This window comes from Variovorax sp. 22077, from assembly GCF_052044195.1.
Classification (GTDB): domain Bacteria; phylum Pseudomonadota; class Gammaproteobacteria; order Burkholderiales; family Burkholderiaceae_C; genus Variovorax; species Variovorax atrisoli.
Window position 1 is genome coordinate 78372 of sequence record NZ_JBQEQC010000022.1, and the last position, 20305, is coordinate 98676.

Sequence of the window (20305 nt, forward strand, 5' to 3'; positions counted from 1 at the left end):
ATTCTAGCGATGGTTCCTCCCGCCGAAAACTCGCCCGTCGCTTTTTCGCGTCGGGCGCCAGGTCAGTCGGGCGCGGTGAACACCGTCAACACCCCGGTATACCCATACAGATGGTGCCGCGCGATCTCCCCTGCGGCGAAGAAGCCCACCAGCGGCACGTCGCCCAGCGCGTGCCGCACGATCTGCAGCTCCGCCCCCGGCGCGCCGAAGTGCGGGCCGCCGCGGCCGGAGCAGCTCACGTACACGGCTCCGGCGATGCGCCGCGCGGGATGCGGCGCGGCTTCGGCCTCGCCAGCCGCCACGGCGCGTGCGGTGGCCAGCGTCTGTTCCTCGGGCTCCAGTTCCTCGCGGATTTCCGCGCAGATTCGCATCAGGTCGGCGCGCGCGGCCTGGGCGTTGCGGCGGCAGAAGGTCAGGCGCATGCCGGCTTCCGCGGTATCGGCGATGGCGATGCCGCGCCGCGTGGGGTCGAGTCCGATGATGTGGCGCACGAGCACGTCGGCGCCCAGGTCGCCGGTGCGGCGGATGCCGTCGCTGCCGGCGTCGGCCAGGCCGACCAGGGTGTTGCGCACCGCTTCGATGGCCTCCTGCGGGCGTTCCAGCGACACCTGCAGGTCGGCCAGCAGCACGTCGAGCGCAGGCTCGCCGTCGAGCTTGAGCAGCAGGTTGCCGTCGGCCTCGGTGATCTCGCGTTCGCGCACCGCGCCCGAGCGCAGCGGCTGGCAGCCCTGGGTGACGCGCGACACCAGCCGCACGCCTTCGCCGAAGACCACGCCCGAGAGCCCGCCCGAGAACACGCCGCCCGCGGCGCCATGGCCACGGATGTTGCCGTTGCCGCCGACGGCGAACTGCAGCGCGCCGCCGCGTCCCGACGAAAGTCCGCCGAACAGGTAGCCGGTGTCGGTGCGCCCGGCCATCTCGCCGATCAGTTCGGCGAGGTCGGGCGTGGCGGGGTCGGCGTGCACCAGCGCCGTGTGCGCCTCGAAACCGCTCATTTCCGAATTGCCCAGGGGCGCGACGCCGGAGAACACGCGGTACTGGTCGCTCGGCAGCGCGCACAGCATCAGGGTCATGCCGGGTTCGTCGAAGTACTCGGCGTTGTTGGCCGACACGCCGAGGCCGACGGTGCCCGACCAGTCGGTCACCTCGGGCAGCTCGGCGCTCAGGTGGTCGAGGATGTCCTGCGCGTCGCCGGCGTAGTGGTCGGTGATGTAGAGCAGCCCCAGCGTGGGCGCGGAGGCGTAGTCGGGCAGCGCCATCTGCGCCCGCAGCTGCGCGAGCACGAGGCCCGCGGCCATTCGCCATTGCGGATGGGTGGCATGACCGGAGGGAAAAAGCTTCATGATGCGTGCCAACCCGTTCTTGAAAAATGGATGTGTGTATGACGTCAGCGTCGCGCGGAGGTTCGCTTGCGCGCGGCGGCGGACGTCTTCTTCTTGGCGGCCGGAGCCGTCGTCTTCGCAGACTTCTTCGCGGCGGCCGGCTTGCGGGCCGCCGCCGGCTTGCCCATGACCGAGCCGACCGCATCGGCCAGCGGTTGCGCCATGGACGGCATCTTCAACTGGGCCGCGTCCTGCAGCGCCGTGCTGGCGATCTGCTGGAACTGCTCGGTGAGCGAGCCCCACCACTGCATCGGGTCGACCACGCCTGCACTCTCGCCCGCCGTGGCTTTGGCCTTGGAGGCGGCGGGCTTGCGGGTGGGCTTGCTGGGCGGGGGAGCGGCTTCTTGAGCCTCCTCCTCGGGCGCCTCTTCGTTCTCGACTTCCTCGGGCTCCCGGGGTTCGGGCTCCGGCGCAGCCCTGGAGGCCGCGGCCGCGGGCGCCACGGCTGCTGCGGCGGCGGTCGCCTGCCTGGTGAACGCGCTGGCGATGTCCTCCATGCGCACGTTCATGCCGCGCAGCGTCGAAAGCGTCATCTTCTGCACTTCGAGCGCCTGGATGGTGGCCTTCAGCGCATGGCCGTTCTGCTCGAGCCAGTACTGCACCGTCTTGAGTTCCTGGATGCGCTTGTCGACCTCCTCCACGCTCAGCGTGGGCGCGACCCAGCTCGCGAGGCTCGGGATGCCCGGCACCGAACCGTTGCCCGAGGCAGCGCCGCCGGCGAGGTTCTTCAGGAAGTCGAATCCGGGAACGAACTGGCTGAAGTCGAAGGGCTTGCTGGCGTTGCTCATGCGAGGAGGTCTCCTGGGGTGCTGGGTATGGGTTTTCTTGTGCTGCCAGCTTACTCCAAGCCTCCGGCGTTTGACCTTTCCGTGCCGCCTTTTCCCAACGTGCCGTCCAACTCGAAAGCCCCTCCGCGGGACACCACGAAACCGGCTTTGCCGGGCCGTCGGAATGGCCCCCGGCAAGGCAAGGCGCGCGCGGCGCGAAGTGGGCGACGCCTGGTGGCGAGCCAGATCAGACTTCGCTTCGGACCTTGCTGAAGACCTTCCAGAAGGCCGCGTCCTGCGAGGTGGCGAAGTTGATCCGCATCATGGTGCTCGGCGGCCGGCGCGCATGGAAGAGCGACCCGGGCGCCAGCAGGTAGCCCTGGTCGAGCATGCGCTGCGTGAGCGCGTCGGTGTCCACGCCGGTGTCGACCCAGCCGAAGAGCCCCGCCGGCTCCGAGGCGAAGGTGCAGCCGTGCGCCATCGCCAGCTTCACCGCCCGCCCCCGCGCACCGTCGAGCCGGATGCGTACGCGCTCGGAGTGCCGGCGCAGCTGCCCCTGGTCGATGCACCACGACAAGGCCCGCTCGAACAGCGTGGGCGAGGTCAGCGTGGCCAGCAGCTTGGTCTCGAGCAGCTGCTCCTTCAGGTCGGGCGGCGCGGCCAGGAAGCCGATGCGCCAGTTGGGCGCGAGGATCTTCGCGAAGCCGCTGACGTAGATGGTGCGCTGCAGCCCGTCGAGCGCGCTCAGCCGCGTGGCGTGCTCGGGTGCGAGGTGGCTGTAGGTGTCGTCCTCGACGATGTGGAAGCCGTGCTCGTTGGCCAGCTTGAGCACCCGGTGCGCGCTGCCCGGCGTGAGGCTGTAGCCGGTGGGGTTGTGCAGCACGCTCACGCTGACGAAGAGCTTGGGGCTGTGCAGCTTGCAGTACTGCGCCATCACTTCCAGGTCGGGCCCGTCGGCGCGGCGCGGCACCGGCAGGATGCGCATGCCCAGCGCCTCCAGCCGCGCGAACTCCAGCGCCCAGCCGGGCTCCTCGACCATCACCGGATCGCCCGGGCGCAGCAGCGTGCGGCTCACGATGTCCAGCGCGTGGGTGGCGCCCACGGTGGTCACGATCTGGTCGGGCGAGGCCGGCACGTTGATGCCCACCAGCTTCTGCGAGAGGCTGCGCCGCAGGCTCATGTCGCCGGCCGGCTCGCCGTACTGCAGCGACAGTTCCTGCAGCGCGGCTGTATTGGTCATGCGCCGCACTGCCGTGGGCATGAAGGTCGACGCCATCCAGTCGGGCGGGAACACGCCCATGCCCGGCTGCGGCTTGTCGCTCGGGCGGTGGAACATGCTGCGGATCAGGGAGCTGGCGTCGGCCGGCACGCGCGAGGCCATCATCTGCACCGCGATCGCTGCGGGCACGCCCATCGCGCCGTCGGCGCCGTTCGCCGAGCGGGCGTCCTGCGCAGGAGCGGAGTCGCGAACGTAGAAGCCGCGCTGGCGCCGGGCTTCGACGAGGCCCTGCGCCAGCAGCTGGTCGTAGGCCGCGACCACGGTGTAGGGGCTCACGCCCTGCTGACGCGCGCACTCGCGCACCGAGGGCAGGCGCGCGCCGGGCGGCAGCAGCCGGGTGCGGATGCGCTCGGCCAGGCGGTCGGCGAGCTGCCCGGTCAGCGACTGTGTGGAGGTGCGTGTGAGCATTCGTCGTCCGGGATCTGCCGGATTCCCTGGCTTCTGTGTCGAAGGAGTGACCAATACAGATTGCCCGATTGTTTGATTATCTGTACTGGAACTGTAATGGTCTCAAGTTTAGAGTGTGTGTCATGAACTGGCAAGAATTCACCGCGCTGCTGGTGCTGGCCACGGCGATGAGCTTCTCGCCCGGCCCCAACACCACGCTCTCCACCGCCCTGGCGGCCAACGGCGGCCTGCCGCGCGCCATGCGCTTCGTGGTCGCGGTGCCGGTGGGCTGGACGCTGCTGCTGGCGCTGTGCGCAGCCGGCATCGGCGCGTTGGTGGTGGCGGTGCCTTCGCTGCGGCTGGCCATCAAGGCGCTGGGCATCGGCTATCTGCTGTGGCTGGCGTACAAGCTCAGCGGCAGCGCGACGCTCGGCAAGGCCGACGGCAAGAGCCTGTCGGTGGGCTTCGGGCAGGGCGTGATGCTGCAGTTCGTGAACATCAAGGCCTGGCTGCTGGCGCTCACGCTGGTGGCGGGCTGGATCGCCGGGCAGCCCGACGCGCTGCACCGCTTCGCGATCGTGGCGCCGGTGATGCTGGCCTATGCCTTCGTCAGCAACTTCGCCTACGCGCTGGTCGGCGCCATGCTGCGCGACTGGCTGGCCAAGGGCTCGCGGCTGCTGTGGTTCAACCGCGCAATGGGACTCGTGCTCGTGCTCACCGCCTGGTGGATGGCGGGCGTATGAGATCGGCTCACCCCCAGGCTTCGCGCACTTCGTGTCGCTCCGCCACCCCCCTTGCAGGGGGCAATACCAGCGGCCCGGCCGAGCCGGTTCCGCGGTATTCCCCGACGGCGCACCGCCCGGTTTCAGCGGCACCTTTCTCGGGGAGGTCGCCGACATGAAGAACATCAAGGACGAAACTCTCGGCATGTGGCTGGGCGTGGTGGGGGTGGCGATGTTCGCCATCACGCTGCCGATGACACGCCTGGCCACCGGCTCGCAGGACGCGCCGCAGCTGTCGCCGTGGTTCGTGACGCTCGGCCGCGCCGCGCTGGCGGGCCTGCTGTCGGCCGTCTTCCTGCTGGTCACGCGCTCGCCGCGCCCCGCTGCGCACCAGTGGAAGCCGCTGGGCATGGCGGTGCTGGGCAACGTCATCGGCTACCCGCTGCTGCTGGCCTACGCGCTGCGCGTGGTCACGGCCAGCCATGCGGCGGTGGTGACTGCCCTGCTGCCGCTGGTCACGGCCGCCGTCGCGGCCTGGGTGCTGCACCAGCGCGCGCGGCTGGGTTTCTGGCTCTGCGCCGTCGCGGGCAGCCTGCTGGTGGTGGTGTTCTCGGTGCTGCGCGCGAGCCAGGGCGGTCATGGCTTCGGCTTCGAATGGGCCGACCTGCTGCTGGTGGGCGCGGTCGTCGCCGCCTCGCTGGGCTACATCTACGGCGCGCAGGTCACGCCCTCGCTGGGCGCCGAGCGCGTGATCTGCTGGGTGTGCGTGATGGCGCTGCCCGTCACGCTGCCGGCCACGCTCGCGCTGTGGCCCACGCAGCCGATCGCCACCACCTCCTGGCTGGGCTTCGTCTACGTCGGCATGTTCTCGATGTGGATCGGCTTCTTCGCCTGGTACCGCGGCCTGGCCCTGGGCGGCGCGCTGCGCGTGAGCCAGACGCAGCTGCTGCAGCCCTTCCTGTCGATCCTGGCCTCGATCCCGATCCTGGGCGAGCCGCTGGACGTGGTCACGCTGGCCTTCGCCGCAGCCGTGGTGGCCACGGTGGTCATCGGCAAGCAGCTGTCGCAGCCCGCGCCGGCACCCGCCCGGGGCCGGCACGACAAGCGAGCCCATGTCGTGTACCGTGATTGACCCGCGCCGTGCGCGCCCCCGAACATCCGAATCTCACCTCACCGCCTGAAAGAAGAAAGCCATGAACTGGAAACTCGCCGCCCGCGCCGCCAAGATGAATCCCTCGGTGCTGCGTGAAATCCTCAAGGTCACCGAGCGCCCCGGCATCATCAGCCTGGCCGGCGGCCTGCCCTCGCCCAAGACCTTCCCGATCCAGGCTTTCGCCGACGCCTGCGCCGAGGTGCTGCACAACGACGGCCAGGCCGCGCTGCAGTACGCGGCCAGCGAAGGCTACGCGCCGCTGCGCCAGGCGGTGGCCGACATGCTGCCGTGGGACGTCGACGCCTCGCAGGTGCTCATCACCACCGGCTCGCAGCAGGGCCTCGACCTCGTGGCCAAGGTGCTGATCGATCCGGGCAGCAAGGTGCTGGTGGAGACGCCCACCTACCTCGGCGCGCTGCAGGCCTTCGGCCCGATGGAGCCGCACCCGGTGGGCGTGGCCAGCGACGACGACGGCGTGATCGTCGACGACCTCGTGCAGAAGGCGAAGGACGCGCGCTTCATCTACCTGCTGCCCAACTTCCAGAACCCCACCGGCCGCACCATGACGGAAGAGCGCCGCGCCGCCGTCTCGGCCGCCGCTGCCGCCGCGGGCCTGCCCATTGTGGAGGACAACCCCTACGGCGAACTCTGGTTCGACGAGGCTCCCCCGCTGCCGCTGGCCGCGCGCAACCCCGAGGGCGTGATCTACCTGGGCTCGTTCTCGAAGGTGCTGGCCCCCGGGCTGCGCCTGGGCTTCCTGGTGGCGCCCAAGTCGATCTACCCGAAGCTGCTGCAGGCCAAGCAGGCCGTCGACCTGCACACGCCGATCTTCACGCAGCGCATGGTCTCGGCGGTGATGAAGGACAAGTTCCTCGACACTCACGTGCCCACCATCCGCGCCCTCTACAAGCGCCAGCGCGACGCGATGATGGCCGCGCTCACCCGCGAGATGAAGGGGCTGGACGTGAAGTTCAACGCGCCCAAGGGCGGCATGTTCCTGTGGGCCCGCCTGCCCGAGGGCGTGGACACCGTGAAGCTGCTGCCCAAGGCGGTGGAGCGCAACGTGGCCTTCGTGCCCGGCGCGCCCTTCTACGCCGGCGAAGGCGATCCGCGCACGCTGCGCCTGTCGTTCGTGACGGCCAGCGTGGAAGAGATCGACACCGCCATCGCCGCGCTCGCGCAGACGCTGCGCGAGGAACTGGCGCTGCTCGGCGAGAAGACGCCGGCCGTGGCGCAGGCCTGATACCACGACCCAGGAGCCACCGTGATCGGTCTCGCGACGCTCTCGCTCTTCCTGCTCGCGGTACTGGCGCTGTTCCTGTCGCCGGGCCCGAACATGGCTTTCGTCCTCTCGCACGGCGTGGCCCATGGTCCGCGCGGCGGTTTCGCGGCGGCCATCGGCATCTCGGCGGCCGACCTGGTGCACACGCTCTTCGCCGCCACCGGTGTCACCGCGCTGGTGGCGGCCTGGCCGCCGTCGTTCGACGTGCTGCGCTATGCGGGCGCGCTGTACCTGGTGTGGCTCGCGGTGCAGGCGCTGCGCAGCGGCGGCCTTCGCATGGGGGCGCAGGCGCAGCCCGCCGGCTTCGGCCGCATCGTGCGAATGGCGCTGCTGAACAACCTCGTCAATCCGAAGGCGCTGCTGTTCTTCATGGTGTTCCTGCCGCAGTTCGTCGACCCCTCGCGCGGCAGCGTGCCGCTGCAGCTGGTGCAGCTGGGCGTGGTGCTGTCGATGGCGGCGCTGGCCTTCAACACGCTGCTGGGCGCGTGCAGCGGCCAGATCGGACGCTGGCTGCACAGTCGCCCCGGCGCGGCGCGCTTCCAGAGCGGCCTGCTTGCGGCCGTGATGCTGGGGCTGGCCGTGCGCCTGCTGTTCCTCGACCGCCCCTCGCCCCGCTGAAGAGGCCTTCTCATGAATGTCCTGAAGATCGCAGCCTTCTCCGGTGGAGAGACGGGCGGCAACCCAGCCGGCGTCGTCATCGCCGATGCGCTGCCGCCGGCGGCGCGGATGCAGAGCGTTGCCGCGGAAGTCGGTTTCTCTGAAACCGCGTTCGCGGCTCCCGCCGATGACGCTGGCAGCTGGCGCGTGCGCTACTTCGCGCCGCAGTCCGAAGTGCCCTTCTGCGGCCACGCGACGATCGCGCTGGGCGCCGCGCTGGCGATGCAGCGGGGCGACGGCGTGTTCCCGCTGGTGCTCAACCAGGCGCGGATCACCGTGGAAGGCCGGCGCAACGGCAGCGTGGTCGAGGCTGCGCTGCAGTCGCCACCCACGCGCAGCGCCGCTGCGTCGCCCGGGTTGCTTTCCGAGGCGCTCGCCCTGTTCGGCTATTCGCCGCAGGACCTCGATCCGCGCATCCCGCCGGCCGTCGCCCATGCGGGTGCCGACCATCTGGTGCTGGCCCTGGCAAGCCGCGCGGCGCTGTCGGCGATGCACTACGAGCTGGAGGCCGGCCGCGCGCTGATGGCTCGCGCCGGGCTCACGACCATCGTGCTGGTCTTCGCCGAGACCGCGCAGCGGCTGCACACGCGCAACCCCTTCGCGTCCGGCGGCGTGTACGAAGACCCCGCCACCGGCGCCGCCACGGCCGCGCTGGCCGGCTACCTGCGCGACATCGGCTGGCCGCACGGCGGCGCCATCGACGTGGTGCAGGGCGAGGACATGGGCATGCTGTCGCGCCTGCACGCCGACATTTCGCCCGCGCCAGGCAGCTCGATCCGCGTGTCGGGCACGGCGCGCGTCATGCGGGACTGAACAACCGAAGAATCGAGAAGAGAAAGAAAGAGACCAAACATGCTCAACATCTGGGGCCGCATCAGCTCGATCAACGTCCGCAAGGTGGTGTGGTGCGCGCAGGAGCTCGGGCTCGACTTCCAGCGCACCGAGGCCGGCGGCAGGTTCGGCGTGGTGCAGACGCCCGAATACCTCGCGATCAATCCGAACGCCATGGTGCCCGCCATCGACGACGGCGAGGGCGCCGAGCGCGTCACGCTGTGGGAGTCGAACGTGATCGTGCGCTACCTCTGCGCGAAGCATTCGCACGGCAACCTCTATCCGGCCGAGCTGCCCGCGCGCTTCGACGCCGAGCGCTGGATGGACTGGCAGCAGACCACGCTCAACCGCGCGAGCCGCGACGCCTTCGTCCAGTGGGTGCGCACGCCGCCCTCGGAGCGACAGCCCGCGCTCATCGATGCCTCGGTGCGCGACAGCGAAGCGCTGTTCGCGATGCTCGACGCGCACCTCGCGCGCCAGCCCTACATGGCCGGCCAGCGCTTCACCATGGCCGACATCCCGGTCGGCTGCGAAGCGCACCGCTGGTTCGGCCTGCCCGCCGCCGAATACCGCCGGCCGAGCTGGCCGAACGTGGAGCGCTGGTACTCCGAACTGCTTTCCCGACCGGGCACGCGCGGCGTGCTCGATCTGAGCCTGGAATGACCCCCAGTCTCCGCGCACTTCGTGCGACTGCGCCACCCCCCTTGCAGGGGGCAACACCTGTGGCCCGGCAAAGCCGGTTCCACGGTGTTCCCCGACTGACATCGTCCATTGATCCGACCCTCCTGAGCCTCGAATGAAATCCCGCCCCTTCAAGCAAGTCGACGTCTTCACCGCCACCGCCTATTACGGCAACCCGCTCGCGGTGGTGATCGACGGCCAGGACCTCGACGACGCCGCCATGCAGCGCTTCGCGCAGTGGACCAACCTGTCCGAAACGACCTTCCTGCTGCCGCCCACCGATCCGACGGCCGACTACCGCGTGCGCATCTTCACGCCCGGCGGCGAGCTGCCCTTCGCCGGCCACCCGACCATCGGCAGCTGCCATGCATGGCTGGAGGCCGGCGGCAAGCCCAAGGCGGCGGGCATGGTCGTGCAGCAGTGCGGCGCGGGCCTGGTGCCGCTGCGCCGCGACGGCAGCCGCCTGGCCTTCGCAGCGCCGCCGCTCAAGCGCAGCGCGCCCAGCCCCGCGCTGCTGGCCAAGGTGGCGGGCGCGCTGGGCCTGAAGGCGCAGCAGGTCATCGCGGCGCAGGTGCTGGACAACGGCCCCGTCTGGTTCGGCCTGCTGGTCAACGACGCCGACGCGGTGCTGGCGCTGCAGCCCGACCATCGCGCGCTGAAGGAACTGGGCGTGAAGGCCGGCGTGGCGGGCGTGCCTGCGGCGCACGACACCTCGCTACTCATCGGCCGCTCCAACCGCGAGGCACGCGCCTTCGGCAACCGGCCCGCGGTTCCCAACGCGGACGGCGCGCGCATCGACCTCGAGGTGCGCGCGTTCGCCGAGCCCATCGGCGTGCAGGAGGACCCGGTCACCGGCAGCCTCAACGCGAGCCTCGCCGAATGGCTGATCGCCGACGGCCACATGCCCGAGCGCTACCTCGCGGCGCAGGGCCAGTGCCTGGGCCGCGCGGGCCGCGTCCACATCGAGCGCGACGCGGAAGGCCGCATCTGGGTCGGCGGCGACGCCGTGACCTGCGTGGACGGCAGCGTCTCGCTCTGAACGCACAGCCCGCCATGCACGCGCAGCTCGACCACCTGGTGATCGCCGCCGCCTCGCTCGCCGAGGGCGTGGCGTGGTGCGAGGCCACGCTCGGCATCACGCCGGCACCGGGCGGCTCGCATCCGCTCATGGGCACGCACAACCGGCTGTTCAACGTCTCCGGCGACGCCTATCCGGCTGCCTACGCCGAGATCATCGCGATCGAGCCGGGCAGGAAGCCGTCGCGGCCCAAGACGCGCCGCTGGTTCGACATGGACGATGCCGCGCTGCAGGCCGGCCTCGTGCGGCATGGCCCGCGGCTGATCCACGTCGTCGCGCGCGTGCCCGATGCGCATGCGGCGATGCGCGCGCTGGCGCATGAAGAGCACGCGCACATCGACCGCGGCCAGCTGCTCGAAGCCTCGCGCGACACGCCCGCCGGACGGCTCGAATGGCAGATCACCGTGCGCGACGACGGCCAGCGGCTCTTCTACGGCGCGCTGCCCACGCTGATCCAGTGGGGTGCGGTGCATCCCACCGATGCCATGCCCGCGTCGGGCGTCGTGCTGCGCTCGCTGCGCGCCACGCACCCGCGCGCGCCGGCGCTGGCCGCCGCGCTGTCGGCCATCGGCATGACGGGCCTCGAGGTCGATGCCGGCCCGCCCAACCTGGTTGCCGTGCTCGACACGCCGCGCGGCAGCGTGACCCTCGAATCGCAAGGACTCTGACATGCTGAGCTTCACCGAGATCGCCCTCTTCGCATTCGCCTCGCTGCTGCTGGCGCTCACGCCCGGGCCGAACATGATCTATTGCGTCTCGCGCACGCTGGTGCAGGGCCGGCGCGCGGGGCTCATATCGCTGGGCGGCGTGCTGCTGGCCTTCCTGGTGCACCTGTTCGCGGCGGCGCTCGGGCTCACCGCGCTGCTGCTGGCGGTGCCGCTGGCGTTCGACGCGATCCGCATCGCTGGCGCGGCCTACCTGCTGTGGCTCGCATGGCAGGCGGTGAAGCCCGGCGGCACCGCGCCCTTCGAGGCGCGCGCGCTGCCGGCCGATCCGCCGGGCAAGCTGTTCCGCATGGGCTTTCTCACGAACCTGCTGAACCCGAAGGTGGCGATGTTCTATCTCTCTTTCTTCCCGCAGTTCATCCACCCCGAGCGCGGCTCGGTGCTGCTGCAGAGCATGCAGCTGGGCATCGCGCAGATGACCGCCAGCGCGCTGGTCAACACGGTGATGATCGTCGGCGCCGCAGGCATCACGGCCGTGTTGTCGCAAAGCGCCGGCTGGCTGCGCGCGCAGCGCTACGTGATGGGCAGCGTGCTCGCCGCGCTGGCCGTGCGGGTGGCGCTGACCGAGCGCAAGTAGGCAGACAGGAAGAGAGACACCCCATGAGATTCACCCGCGAAGAGATCGAATCGGCGCAGCGCACCGTGCGCGCGGCCATGCCGCCCACGCCGCAGTACGCCTGGCCGCTCCTGTCGCAGCGCCTGGGCGCCACCGTGTGGGCCAAGCACGAGAACCACACGCCGGCCGGCGCCTTCAAGATCCGCGGCGGCCTGACCTACTTCGAGACGCTGGCGCGCGAGCAGCCGACGGTGCGCCACGCGATCAGCGCCACGCGCGGCAACCACGGCCAGTCGGTCGGCTTCGCGGCGCGCCGCCACGGGCTGGGCGCGACCATCGTTGTGCCGCACGGCAACTCGACCGAGAAGAACGCCGCGATGCGTGCACTGGGCGTCACGCTGGTCGAGCACGGCGACGACTTCCAGGCCGCGTCGGAACATGCGGCCGCGCTCGCCGAACGCGACGGCCTGCACCGCGTGCCCTCGTTCCACCGCGAGCTGGTGCGCGGCGTCTCGACGGCGTATGTCGAGTTCTTCGAAGCGCTCTCGGCCACGCCGCCCGACGTGCTTTTCGTGCCCATCGGCCTGGGCTCGGGCTTCGCGGCCGCAGCGGCGGCGCGCGCGCACTGCGGCGTGTCGACGAAGCTCATCGGCGTGGTGTCGGCGCATGCGACGGCCTATCGCGATTCCTTCCGCGCGGGCAAGCCGGTCGAATCGCCCGTGACCACGCGGCTGGCCGACGGCATGGCCTGCCGCACGCCGGTGCCCGAATCGGTGGAAGTGGTGTTGCGAGAGGCCGACGACGTGGTTACCGTCACCGACGACGAGATCGCGCAGTCCATGCGCATCCTTTTCAGCGACACGCACAACGTGGCCGAAGGGGCCGGCGCGGCCGCGCTGGCCGCGGCGCTCCAGCAGCAGGAGCGCTGGCGCGGCAGGACGGTGGGCGTATGCCTGAGCGGCGGCAATGTCGACTCGGACATGTTCGCCGGCGTGCTGGCCGCCGCCTGACCGGAATTCAGGAAGCTCGGGAGTTCAGGGCAGAGGCCCGGTGTTGGCCGTTTCCAGCGGCAGCCGCGACACCTCTTCCAGCAGCAGCGCGAGCTGCCGTGCGGCCTCGTCGACCACCGCCTGCCCGTGCGCCGCGGTGGCGGCGGCCGCGTTGCCCGCGGCGCCGTGGGCGTTGTAGTCCTCGATGGCCCAGCCGAGCTTCGCGCTCCTGCCGTTGCCGAGGATCGCGTAGTCGGCCGCGCGCTGGCGAGAGGTGGAGTCGAAATCGCGCGCCTCGCCCATGCGCACCAGCTGCGGCGAGAGCGCCAGCATCATCGAGGTCTCGATCTCGCCCGCGTGCACGCCGAAGCGGTGCTCGTGCGCGCTGAACTGCGCACCGGCGTCGCCCAGCGGCAGGTTGAACCAGCTCACGCTGTAGACGATGAGCCCGTGCTCGGCGCGCAGCTCGCGCGCCACGATGTCCATCGCCCCCACGTGGCCGCCATGCGCATTGAAGAGCACCAGCTTCTTCACGCCCGCGCGCGCCACGCCTGCGCCGATCTCCTTCCACATGCGGATCAGCGTCTCGGCCGACAGCGTGAGCGTGCCCGCGAAGCGCGCATGCTCGGGGCTCAGGCCGATCTGCTGCGTCGGCAGGAAGAGCACAGGCAGCGCGGCCGGCAGCAGCGGCAGCGACGCGGCCACGATGCCGTCGGCCAGCACCGTGTCCACGCCCAGCGGCAGGTGCGGCCCGTGCTGCTCGGTCGCACCCAGCGGCAGCACCGCGACGGTGGTGCTCGCGTCGAGCGATGCGAAGTCGCGCGTGGTGAGCTGCGACCAGAAGCGCGGCAGCGCGGGCGATGGCAGCGATGGCGTCGAAGGGGCCTGGGAAGCGTTCATCACGCGATCTTAGGCCGGGCCGGAACCGCGCGGTCATCGGCGGGTCGGGCGCCCGTCCGACAACAGCGATCGACGCAGGCGGCCAAAACGCGAACCTATTCACACCTAGAACCGCAAAAGTTCAGTTCATTGTTTGCGTTAGTTAACAATCATCACTAAAGTCAGCGAAGATTTGATTCTCCGAATCGGGGTTGCCGGCCTGTCACGTAGGCACCCCCGGTCCTTGCGGCGTCGCGATGGGTCGCCCGGGGTCTCTTTTCGGTTTTCCAAGGGAGCAAGGTGTTCATCCAGAAAAAGACTGGAGGCACGGTCATGGCTGCGCGCGCTTCGGCGCCGGCCGGTCCGATGTTTCTTCGATTGGCGCGGACCGCGCAAAAACTTCCCTCACTGCCCCTGGCATGCACCCTGGCGTTCGGCGCACCGGTCGCGCTAGCGCAGCCGTCGCCCGTACAGCCCGCGGCCATCGACAGCGCGCGTTCGCCGAATGACGCGGCCTACGACGCGCGCCGACACGACGCGCTGATCGTCGAGCGCCGCGAAGGCCGCATCACCGGTGCCGACGCGCTGCGCCAGCTCAAGGCATGGCTGGCCTCGCCGATCGACGGCGATGCGCGCCGGCGCGTGGCCTCCGACGCCATCGCGATCGCTTCGGCGGACGGCCAGTACGCGGAGGCCGTCGCGCTCGGCCGCGAGTTCGCGCCCTCGACGCTGCAGACCTATGCGCTGGGCCCGCTGGCGGCGGCCGCCCGGCGCACGCACGACACCCGCCTGCAGGGCGAGACGATCGCCGTCTGGCGCGCGCGGCAGCCCGATGCGCGCGAGCCCCGCCTGCACGAGGCCTGGTGGCGCATCGAGAGCGGCGACCTCGCCGGCGCACAGGCGCTCTACGACACGCTGTCGCAGCCCGCTCCCACGCGGATCGATGACCGCGTGGCGCTGCTCGAACTGCGCGGCGCGCTCGCGCGTGCCCGCAAGGACACGCTGCAGGCCCTGGGCGCCTACGCCGAGGCCGGGGCTCTTCGACCCGGCCGTCCCGACCTGCGCCGCGAGGCCGACTTCCTCCTCGCCGACAGCGGCGCCGCATCGAGCGCCTTCGAGAGCGCGGAGGCCGCGCAGCGCGCCAACCCCGGCAGCTTCTCGCCGCTGGCGCTGTCCACCCTGCAGCAGGAGGCGCTTGCGCAGCGGCTGCGCTGGGCGATACAGGCGCGCGACCAGCGCCTGGGCACCGAGCGCGTCGTGGCACTCGACCGCGTGCTGGCCGAGCAGGAAGCCGCGCTGGCGCGGGTCGATGCGGAGGCGCTCCAGGCGGACTCGGCGGACGCCGACGCATGGCGCAACCTGCGCGTGAAGCTGCAGTCCGACCGCCTGCTGGCGCTGGTCGAACGCGGCCGCCCTGCCCAGGCCATCGCGCTCTACGACGCGATGCGCGCCACCGACACTGACATCCCCGCCTACGCGCTGGTGGCCGCGGGCCGCGCGCTCGCGCAGGAGCGGCGCTCCATCGAGGCCGTGCCGGTCTACGAGGCGGCCATCGCCTGGCGCGGCGCCGAGCTGCCGATGCCCGACCAGGCGTACCTGGGGCTGGTCTACGCCTACCTCGACGTGGGCCGCTTCGCGGACGCCGATGCGCTGCTGCAGCGCATCGAGGCCGCCACGCCCGCGCAGCTGCGGCTCGCGCCCGAGCCCGGCCGCCCGAACGGCGAGTACACCGACGTCAGCGGCCTGCGGGGCATGGTGCAGCTCTATACCGACCGTCCCGCGCTCGCGCAGCGCAGCTTCTCGGTGCTGACGCGGGAGGCGCCGATGAATGCCGGCTTCGCGCACGGCGCGGCCCTCACCGAGCGGCTGCGCGAGCACCCCGAGGCCTCGCTGGCGCGCTACGAGGCACTCGCGGCCGATTCGCCCTACGACACCGATGCGCGCGTGGGCCATGTCGAGGCGCTGCTCGACGCGTCCGAGTTCGCCGAGGCCCGCCGCCGCGCCGAATCGCTCGCCGCCGACGTGCCCGACTCGGTGCAGGTGCGCGAGATGGAACGCAAGCGCCGCGCACTCGTGGGCCCGAGACTCGACGTCGACGCCGAGGCCTCCTCGGGCGGCGCGGCCATCGCCAATCACGAATGGCGCATCGACAGCCGGCTCAGCTCGGGCCTCATCGACGACCGCTGGCGCGTGTTCTACGAGCAGACGCTGGGGCGCGGCAGCACCGACATCGGCAACGCGAACTGGGCACGCGGCGGCCTCGGCCTGAGCTGGGAGCAGGGCCGCTGGCTCGCCGAAGGCATCGTCCAGCACGCGAACAGCGGGCCGTACCGCAACAGCGTGGCCGGCCGGCTCGACTACCGCGCGGGCGACGCATGGCGGCTGTCGGCCACCTACGACGGCGACAGCCGGGAGCTGCCGTGGAAGGCGCGCGCGGCGGGCATCGGCGCACACGAGTTCGGCGCGGGCGTGGGCTACGTGGTCGACGAATCGCGCCGCTTCGATCTCAAGTGGCAGCAGCTCGATTTCAGCGACGGCAACCGGCGCGAAGGCATCGACATCGGCTGGCGCGAGCGCTGGATCAGCACGCCGGCCTTCCAGCTCGAGACGCGCCTTGGCGCCGACGCGAGCCGCGGCCGCGCGGTCGATGCGCCCTACTTCAACCCGTCGAGCGACTCCAGCGTGCAGTTCAGCGTGCGCGCGCAGTGGCTCAACTGGAAGCGCGACGACCGGCAGTTCTTCCAGGTGCTGGAGCTCGGCGGCGGCAGCTACCGGCAGGCCGGCTTCGGAAGCGGCCCGATGTGGAGCCTGCGCTACGAGCACCGCTGGAACCTCGGCCCGAAGCTCACGCTGCGCTACGGCCTGGTCTTCTCCGGCCATCCCTACGACGGCGTGCGCGAGCGACAGCGCGGCGTCTTCCTGAACCTCTCGACCCCGCTGCCGTGATGAGAAGAAAAACCAAGCCCCATCCCCTCGCCTTCTGGCGCTCGACCTTGCCGTGGCTGCTGCTGGCGCTGCTCGCGGCCTGCGCGCTGCCGGTGCCCGCGCAGCCGCTGCCGCCCGCCGACCCGGACGACGGCCTGAGCTTTCGCGTGATCGCGTTCCACGACGTGCGCGCCAACGTGCGCCAGAGCTTCGAGGCATCGCCCGACGAGACCGCGGTGGACGAGCGCACCTTCGCCGACACCCTCGCCTGGCTGCAGTACAACGGCTACCACCCGGTGAGCCTGCAGCAGATCGTCGACGCTCGCGCGGGCGGCAAGCCGCTGCCGCCCAAGCCGGTGCTGCTGACCTTCGACGACGGCTACCGCAGCGCCTACACCAAGGTCTTCCCGCTGCTCAAGCGCTACAACTACCCGGCGCTGATGGCGCTGGTCACGAGCTGGCTCGAGGTGCCCGAGGGCCGGCAGGTGCACTGGGGCGACAGGCCCGCGCCGCGCGAGAACTTCCTCTCGTGGAGCGAGGCGGCCGAGATGGCGCGCTCGGGCCTGGTCGAGTTCGCGAGCCACAGCGACGCGTTGCACACCGGCATCCTCGCCAACCCGCAGGGCAACCTCCTGCCGGCCGCGGCCACGCACCGCTACGACCCGAAGACCGGCCGCTACGAGGACGACGACACCTACGTGCGGCGCGTCGAGGCCGACCTGCGCCGCAGCCGCGAGATCATCGAGCGGCGCACCGGCGCGAAGGTGCGCTCGATGGTGTGGCCCTACGGCGCCTACAACAGCGCCGCGGTCGAGGCCTCGAAGCGCGCGGGCATGCCCATCACCTTCACGCTCGACGACGGCCCCAATGCGCCCGAGGTGCCGCTCGCGCGCATCCGCCGCGCGCTGGCCGCCTACGACAACGAGGCGCCCGCCTTCGACCGCATGCTGCGCAGCCCCGTGGGCGGCGAGGTGCGGCCGGTCAACCGGGTGATGCACGTGGACCTCGACTACGTGTACGACCCCGATCCGGCCCAGCAGGAGCGCAACCTCTCGATGCTGATCGACCGTGTGGCCGCGGTGCATCCGCGCGCGGTGTTCCTGCAGGCGTACGCCGACCCCGACGGCGACGGCGTGGCCGACGCGCTGTACTTTCCCAACCGCCACCTGCCGGTGCGCGCCGACCTGTTCGGCCGCGCAGCCTGGCAGCTGCACAGCCGCGCCGGCGTGAAGGTCTACGCGTGGATGCCGGTCACGGCCTTCAGGCTGCCGGCGTCGAACCCGCTCGCCACGCACGCCGTGACGGCGCAGGACGGTGCGGTGCACGCCGACCGCTACCACCGCCTCACGCCTTTCGACCCCGCGGTGCGGGCGCTGGTCGGCGACATCTACGAGGACCTGGGCCGCCACGCCTTCTTCGAGGGCCTGCTGTTCCACGACGACGCGATGCTGTCCGACGACGAGGACGCGAGCCCTGCCGCGCTGGAAACCTACGCGAAGTGGGGCCTGCCGGCCGACATGGCCGCGATCCGCGCGAACCCCGAACTGACGGCGCGCTGGACCGCGGCCAAGACGCGCCACCTGATCGAGTTCACGCAGGAGCTCGCCGCACGCACCGGCGCATGGCGGCCCGCGCTGGAGACCGCGCGCAACCTCTACGCCCGGCCGGTGCTCGAGCCGCAGGCCGAGCAGTGGTTCGCGCAGAACTACGAGGCCTCGCTCGCGGCCTACGACTACGTCGCGCTGATGGCCATGCCGCGCATGGAACGCGAGGCCGACGCGGAAGGCTGGCTCGCGCGGCTGGCCAGGCGCGCCGCCGACACGCCGCGCGGCCTCGACGGCACGGTGTTCGAACTGCAGGCGCGCGACTGGCGCACCGGCAAGCCCGTGGCCGACGCCGAACTCGCGCGCCAGTGGACGCTGCTGCAGCGCGCCGGTGTGCGCCACCTCGGCTACTACCCCGACGACTTCCTCAACGACCAGCCGGGGCTGGACACCGTGCGCCGCGCGATCTCGGTGCGCACCCTGCTGCCGCGTGCGCTGCGCACGCCGGCCCAGCCCGAAGGCCCGTCGCCCGCAGCGCAGGGAGGACGTGCGCCATGAGCCCCACGACGCAGTTCCTCGCGCAGACGCTGCCCTCGCTGCTGTTCGGCTTCGTCTTCTACTACCCGTTCTTCATGGCCTACGTCTGGATGGCCGGCGGCCTCTCGCATGCGATGGTGTTCGAGCGCAAGCGCGACGTGGACGTCAACCCGCTCGACCTGCTGCCCTCGCGCCCGCTGGTCACGGTGGTGGTGCCCTGCTTCAACGAGGCGCCGCACCTGCGCGAGGTGATCGAGCAGCTGATGCGAACGCGCTACCCCTACTGCGAAGTCATCGCGGTGAACGACGGCAGCACCGACGGCACCGGCGAGCTGCTGGACGAGATGACGAAGGAATACGGGCGCCTGCGCGTGATCCACAACGCCAGCAACCAGGGCAAGGCCGTGGGCCTGAACACTGCCTGCCAGCTCGCGCGCGGCGAGTACATCCTGGGCATCGACGGCGACGCACTGATCGACGAGGACGCCATCGCCTGGATGCTACTGCCCATGCTGGCTTCGGAGCGCATCGGCGCGGTCACCGGCAACCCGCGCATCCGCACGCGCACGACGCTGCTCGGGCGCATGCAGGTGGGCGAGTTCTCCTCGATCATCGGCCTCATCAAGCGCTCGCAGCAGCTGGTGGGAACGCTCTTCACGGTGTCGGGCGTGATCGCCATGTTCCGCCGCCGCGCGGTGATCGACGTGGGCTTCTGGAGCCCCGACGTGCTCACCGAGGACATCGACATGAGCTGGAAGCTGCAGATCGCCGGCTGGAAGCTGCGCTTCGAGCCGCGCGCGCTGTGCTGGATCCTGATGCCCGAGACCTTGCGCGGCCTCTGGAAGCAGCGCCTGCGCTGGGCCATCGGCGGCATCCAGACCATGCTGCGCTGCAGCTCGCACATCCTGCGGCCGCGCCACTGGCGCATGTGGCCCATCTACATCGAGTACATGACCAGCGTCTTCTGGGCCTATGCGATGGCGCTGGTGCTCGTCGTCAGCCTGGTGCGGCCCTTCCTGCCCTCCGACTCGTCGTGGCACTCGGCCCTGCTGCCGCACTGGCAGGGCACGCTGCTGGCCATGACCTGCATCCTGCAGATGCTGCTGAGCCTGTGGATCGACCGCCGCTACGACCGGGACCTGATGCGCTACTTCGCCGGAACGATCTGGTATCCGATCGCCTTCTGGACCATCACGATGGCCACCACCGTGATCGCCTTTCCCAAAGCCCTGATACGCCGCCGGGGCAAACGAGCGGTGTGGACAAGTCCCGATAGAGGAGTTTCCGATGTCCCATGAGTCCGTGTTCCCCTCCAGCTACCCGCCCGACATGCACAACGACACGGCGCCCCCGAGCCGCCGCCGCTCGTGGGGGCAGCCGGCGGTGGAGGAGCCCATCATCGACGCCGCGCGCATTCCGCTGCACGCCTTCGGCAGCAGCCGCTCGCCGCAGCGTGCGCTGGCCATGTACCTGTGGCTGCGCCTGCTGCGCCCCGCCGTCACAGTCGCGATCTGGTTCTGCGCCATCTGGTACGCGTGGCCCTACGTGCTGGGCGCGCGCTCCCAGCCCGAGGTGATGCACCTGCTGAGCCTCTACGGGCTGGTGATCTGCGGCATCCTGCTGTCGATGCTGGTGATCGCACCCTGGCGCCGCCGGCAGCACCGCCGCGAGCCGGCGCCGGTGAAGGAGAAATCCTCCCTCTCCGCCCTGGCCACCTACATCGAGGTGCCACCCTCGCGCCTGTCGACCTGGCAGCGCACGCGCCAGCTGCTGGTGCACCACGACAACGACGGCCACCTGCGCGAAGCCATCGACACCACGCCGGCCGCCCTCGAACCCGAGACCACGAAGAACAAGCGCTGAGCGCCCGTGGTCCATCCGTCCGGGCGCGTGCAGGGGTTTCGCGGTGGTGATTGAATCGCCGCACCCAT

At 70.9% G+C, this 20305-nt stretch carries 18 protein-coding genes; 14 read left to right on the forward strand and 4 right to left on the reverse strand.

The annotated features are described in order from the left end of the window. Positions 1-62: 62 nt before the first annotated feature. The 3 genes from ACTJLF_RS26555 to ACTJLF_RS26565 form a co-directional block, all read right to left on the reverse strand. Positions 63-1343 carry an FIST signal transduction protein gene (locus tag ACTJLF_RS26555; protein WP_145761874.1) on the reverse strand — a complete coding sequence of 427 codons (1281 nt, stop codon included), beginning with the start codon at positions 1341-1343 and terminating at the stop codon, positions 63-65. A gap of 44 nt (positions 1344-1387) precedes the next feature. Further along, a complete protein-coding gene (locus ACTJLF_RS26560) occupies positions 1388-2170 on the reverse strand; it encodes a PhaM family polyhydroxyalkanoate granule multifunctional regulatory protein (RefSeq protein WP_440884237.1) in 783 nt (260 codons plus the stop codon). A gap of 226 nt (positions 2171-2396) precedes the next feature. Continuing rightward, positions 2397-3836, reverse strand: a complete 1440-nt coding sequence (locus tag ACTJLF_RS26565; RefSeq protein WP_019656836.1) for an aminotransferase-like domain-containing protein — start codon at positions 3834-3836, stop codon at positions 2397-2399. Between the two features lie 122 nt (positions 3837-3958). Between ACTJLF_RS26565 and ACTJLF_RS26570 the strand changes: the two genes are divergently transcribed. The 10 genes from ACTJLF_RS26570 (at position 3959) to ACTJLF_RS26615 (ending at position 12510) form a co-directional block, all read left to right on the forward strand. Further along, complete coding sequence (locus tag ACTJLF_RS26570; protein ID WP_019656835.1) at positions 3959-4558, forward strand: LysE family translocator; 600 nt, start codon at positions 3959-3961, stop codon at positions 4556-4558. Positions 4559-4712: 154 nt separating this feature from the next. Continuing rightward, complete coding sequence (locus ACTJLF_RS26575; RefSeq protein ID WP_132802207.1) at positions 4713-5669, forward strand: DMT family transporter; 957 nt, start codon at positions 4713-4715, stop codon at positions 5667-5669. 61 nt (positions 5670-5730) lie between these two features. Beyond that, positions 5731-6933 (forward strand): aminotransferase-like domain-containing protein, encoded by a 1203-nt coding sequence (locus ACTJLF_RS26580; protein ID WP_126182402.1) that lies wholly within the window; start codon positions 5731-5733, stop codon positions 6931-6933. 21 nt (positions 6934-6954) lie between these two features. Then, positions 6955-7590, forward strand: coding sequence for a LysE family translocator (locus ACTJLF_RS26585; RefSeq protein WP_019656832.1), 636 nt, complete (start codon positions 6955-6957; stop codon positions 7588-7590). Between the two features lie 12 nt (positions 7591-7602). Further along, entirely contained in the window at positions 7603-8442 is an 840-nt protein-coding gene (locus ACTJLF_RS26590) for a PhzF family phenazine biosynthesis protein (RefSeq protein ID WP_440884238.1), read from the forward strand. A gap of 39 nt (positions 8443-8481) precedes the next feature. Further along, on the forward strand, positions 8482-9123 hold the full coding sequence (locus tag ACTJLF_RS26595) for a glutathione S-transferase family protein (RefSeq protein WP_019656830.1): 642 nt from the start codon (positions 8482-8484) through the stop codon (positions 9121-9123). Positions 9124-9256: 133 nt separating this feature from the next. Further along, the gene (locus ACTJLF_RS26600; RefSeq protein ID WP_132752120.1) at positions 9257-10180 is read left to right on the forward strand and encodes a PhzF family phenazine biosynthesis protein; all 924 of its coding nucleotides are present in this window, start codon (positions 9257-9259) and stop codon (positions 10178-10180) included. 14 nt (positions 10181-10194) lie between these two features. Then, positions 10195-10887, forward strand: coding sequence for a VOC family protein (locus ACTJLF_RS26605; RefSeq protein ID WP_019656828.1), 693 nt, complete (start codon positions 10195-10197; stop codon positions 10885-10887). Between the two features lies 1 nt (position 10888). Next, positions 10889-11521 carry a LysE family translocator gene (locus tag ACTJLF_RS26610; RefSeq protein ID WP_019656827.1) on the forward strand — a complete coding sequence of 211 codons (633 nt, stop codon included), beginning with the start codon at positions 10889-10891 and terminating at the stop codon, positions 11519-11521. Between the two features lie 23 nt (positions 11522-11544). Further along, complete coding sequence (locus ACTJLF_RS26615) at positions 11545-12510, forward strand: threonine dehydratase (RefSeq protein ID WP_416489625.1); 966 nt, start codon at positions 11545-11547, stop codon at positions 12508-12510. Positions 12511-12534: 24 nt separating this feature from the next. On the opposite strand, the gene ACTJLF_RS26620 is transcribed toward ACTJLF_RS26615, so the two are convergent. Continuing rightward, positions 12535-13389, reverse strand: a complete 855-nt coding sequence (locus ACTJLF_RS26620) for a creatininase family protein (RefSeq protein WP_132802187.1) — start codon at positions 13387-13389, stop codon at positions 12535-12537. Positions 13390-13701: 312 nt separating this feature from the next. On the opposite strand from ACTJLF_RS26620, the gene pgaA reads away from it, so the two are divergent. The 4 genes from pgaA to pgaD are packed head-to-tail and all read left to right on the forward strand — an operon-like array spanning position 13702 to position 20237. Then, positions 13702-16314, forward strand: a complete 2613-nt coding sequence (gene pgaA / locus ACTJLF_RS26625) for a poly-beta-1,6 N-acetyl-D-glucosamine export porin PgaA (RefSeq protein WP_440884239.1) — start codon at positions 13702-13704, stop codon at positions 16312-16314. Beyond that, on the forward strand, positions 16314-18395 hold the full coding sequence (pgaB, locus tag ACTJLF_RS26630; protein ID WP_440884240.1) for a poly-beta-1,6-N-acetyl-D-glucosamine N-deacetylase PgaB: 2082 nt from the start codon (positions 16314-16316) through the stop codon (positions 18393-18395). The genes pgaA and pgaB overlap by 1 nt, the downstream gene beginning before the upstream one ends. Continuing rightward, on the forward strand, positions 18392-19672 hold the full coding sequence (pgaC, locus tag ACTJLF_RS26635) for a poly-beta-1,6-N-acetyl-D-glucosamine synthase (RefSeq protein ID WP_019656823.1): 1281 nt from the start codon (positions 18392-18394) through the stop codon (positions 19670-19672). The genes pgaB and pgaC overlap by 4 nt, the downstream gene beginning before the upstream one ends. Continuing rightward, a complete protein-coding gene (gene pgaD, locus ACTJLF_RS26640; protein ID WP_354411050.1) occupies positions 19662-20237 on the forward strand; it encodes a poly-beta-1,6-N-acetyl-D-glucosamine biosynthesis protein PgaD in 576 nt (191 codons plus the stop codon). Before pgaC ends, pgaD begins: the two co-directional genes overlap by 11 nt. The last annotated feature ends 68 nt before the right edge of the window (positions 20238-20305 follow it).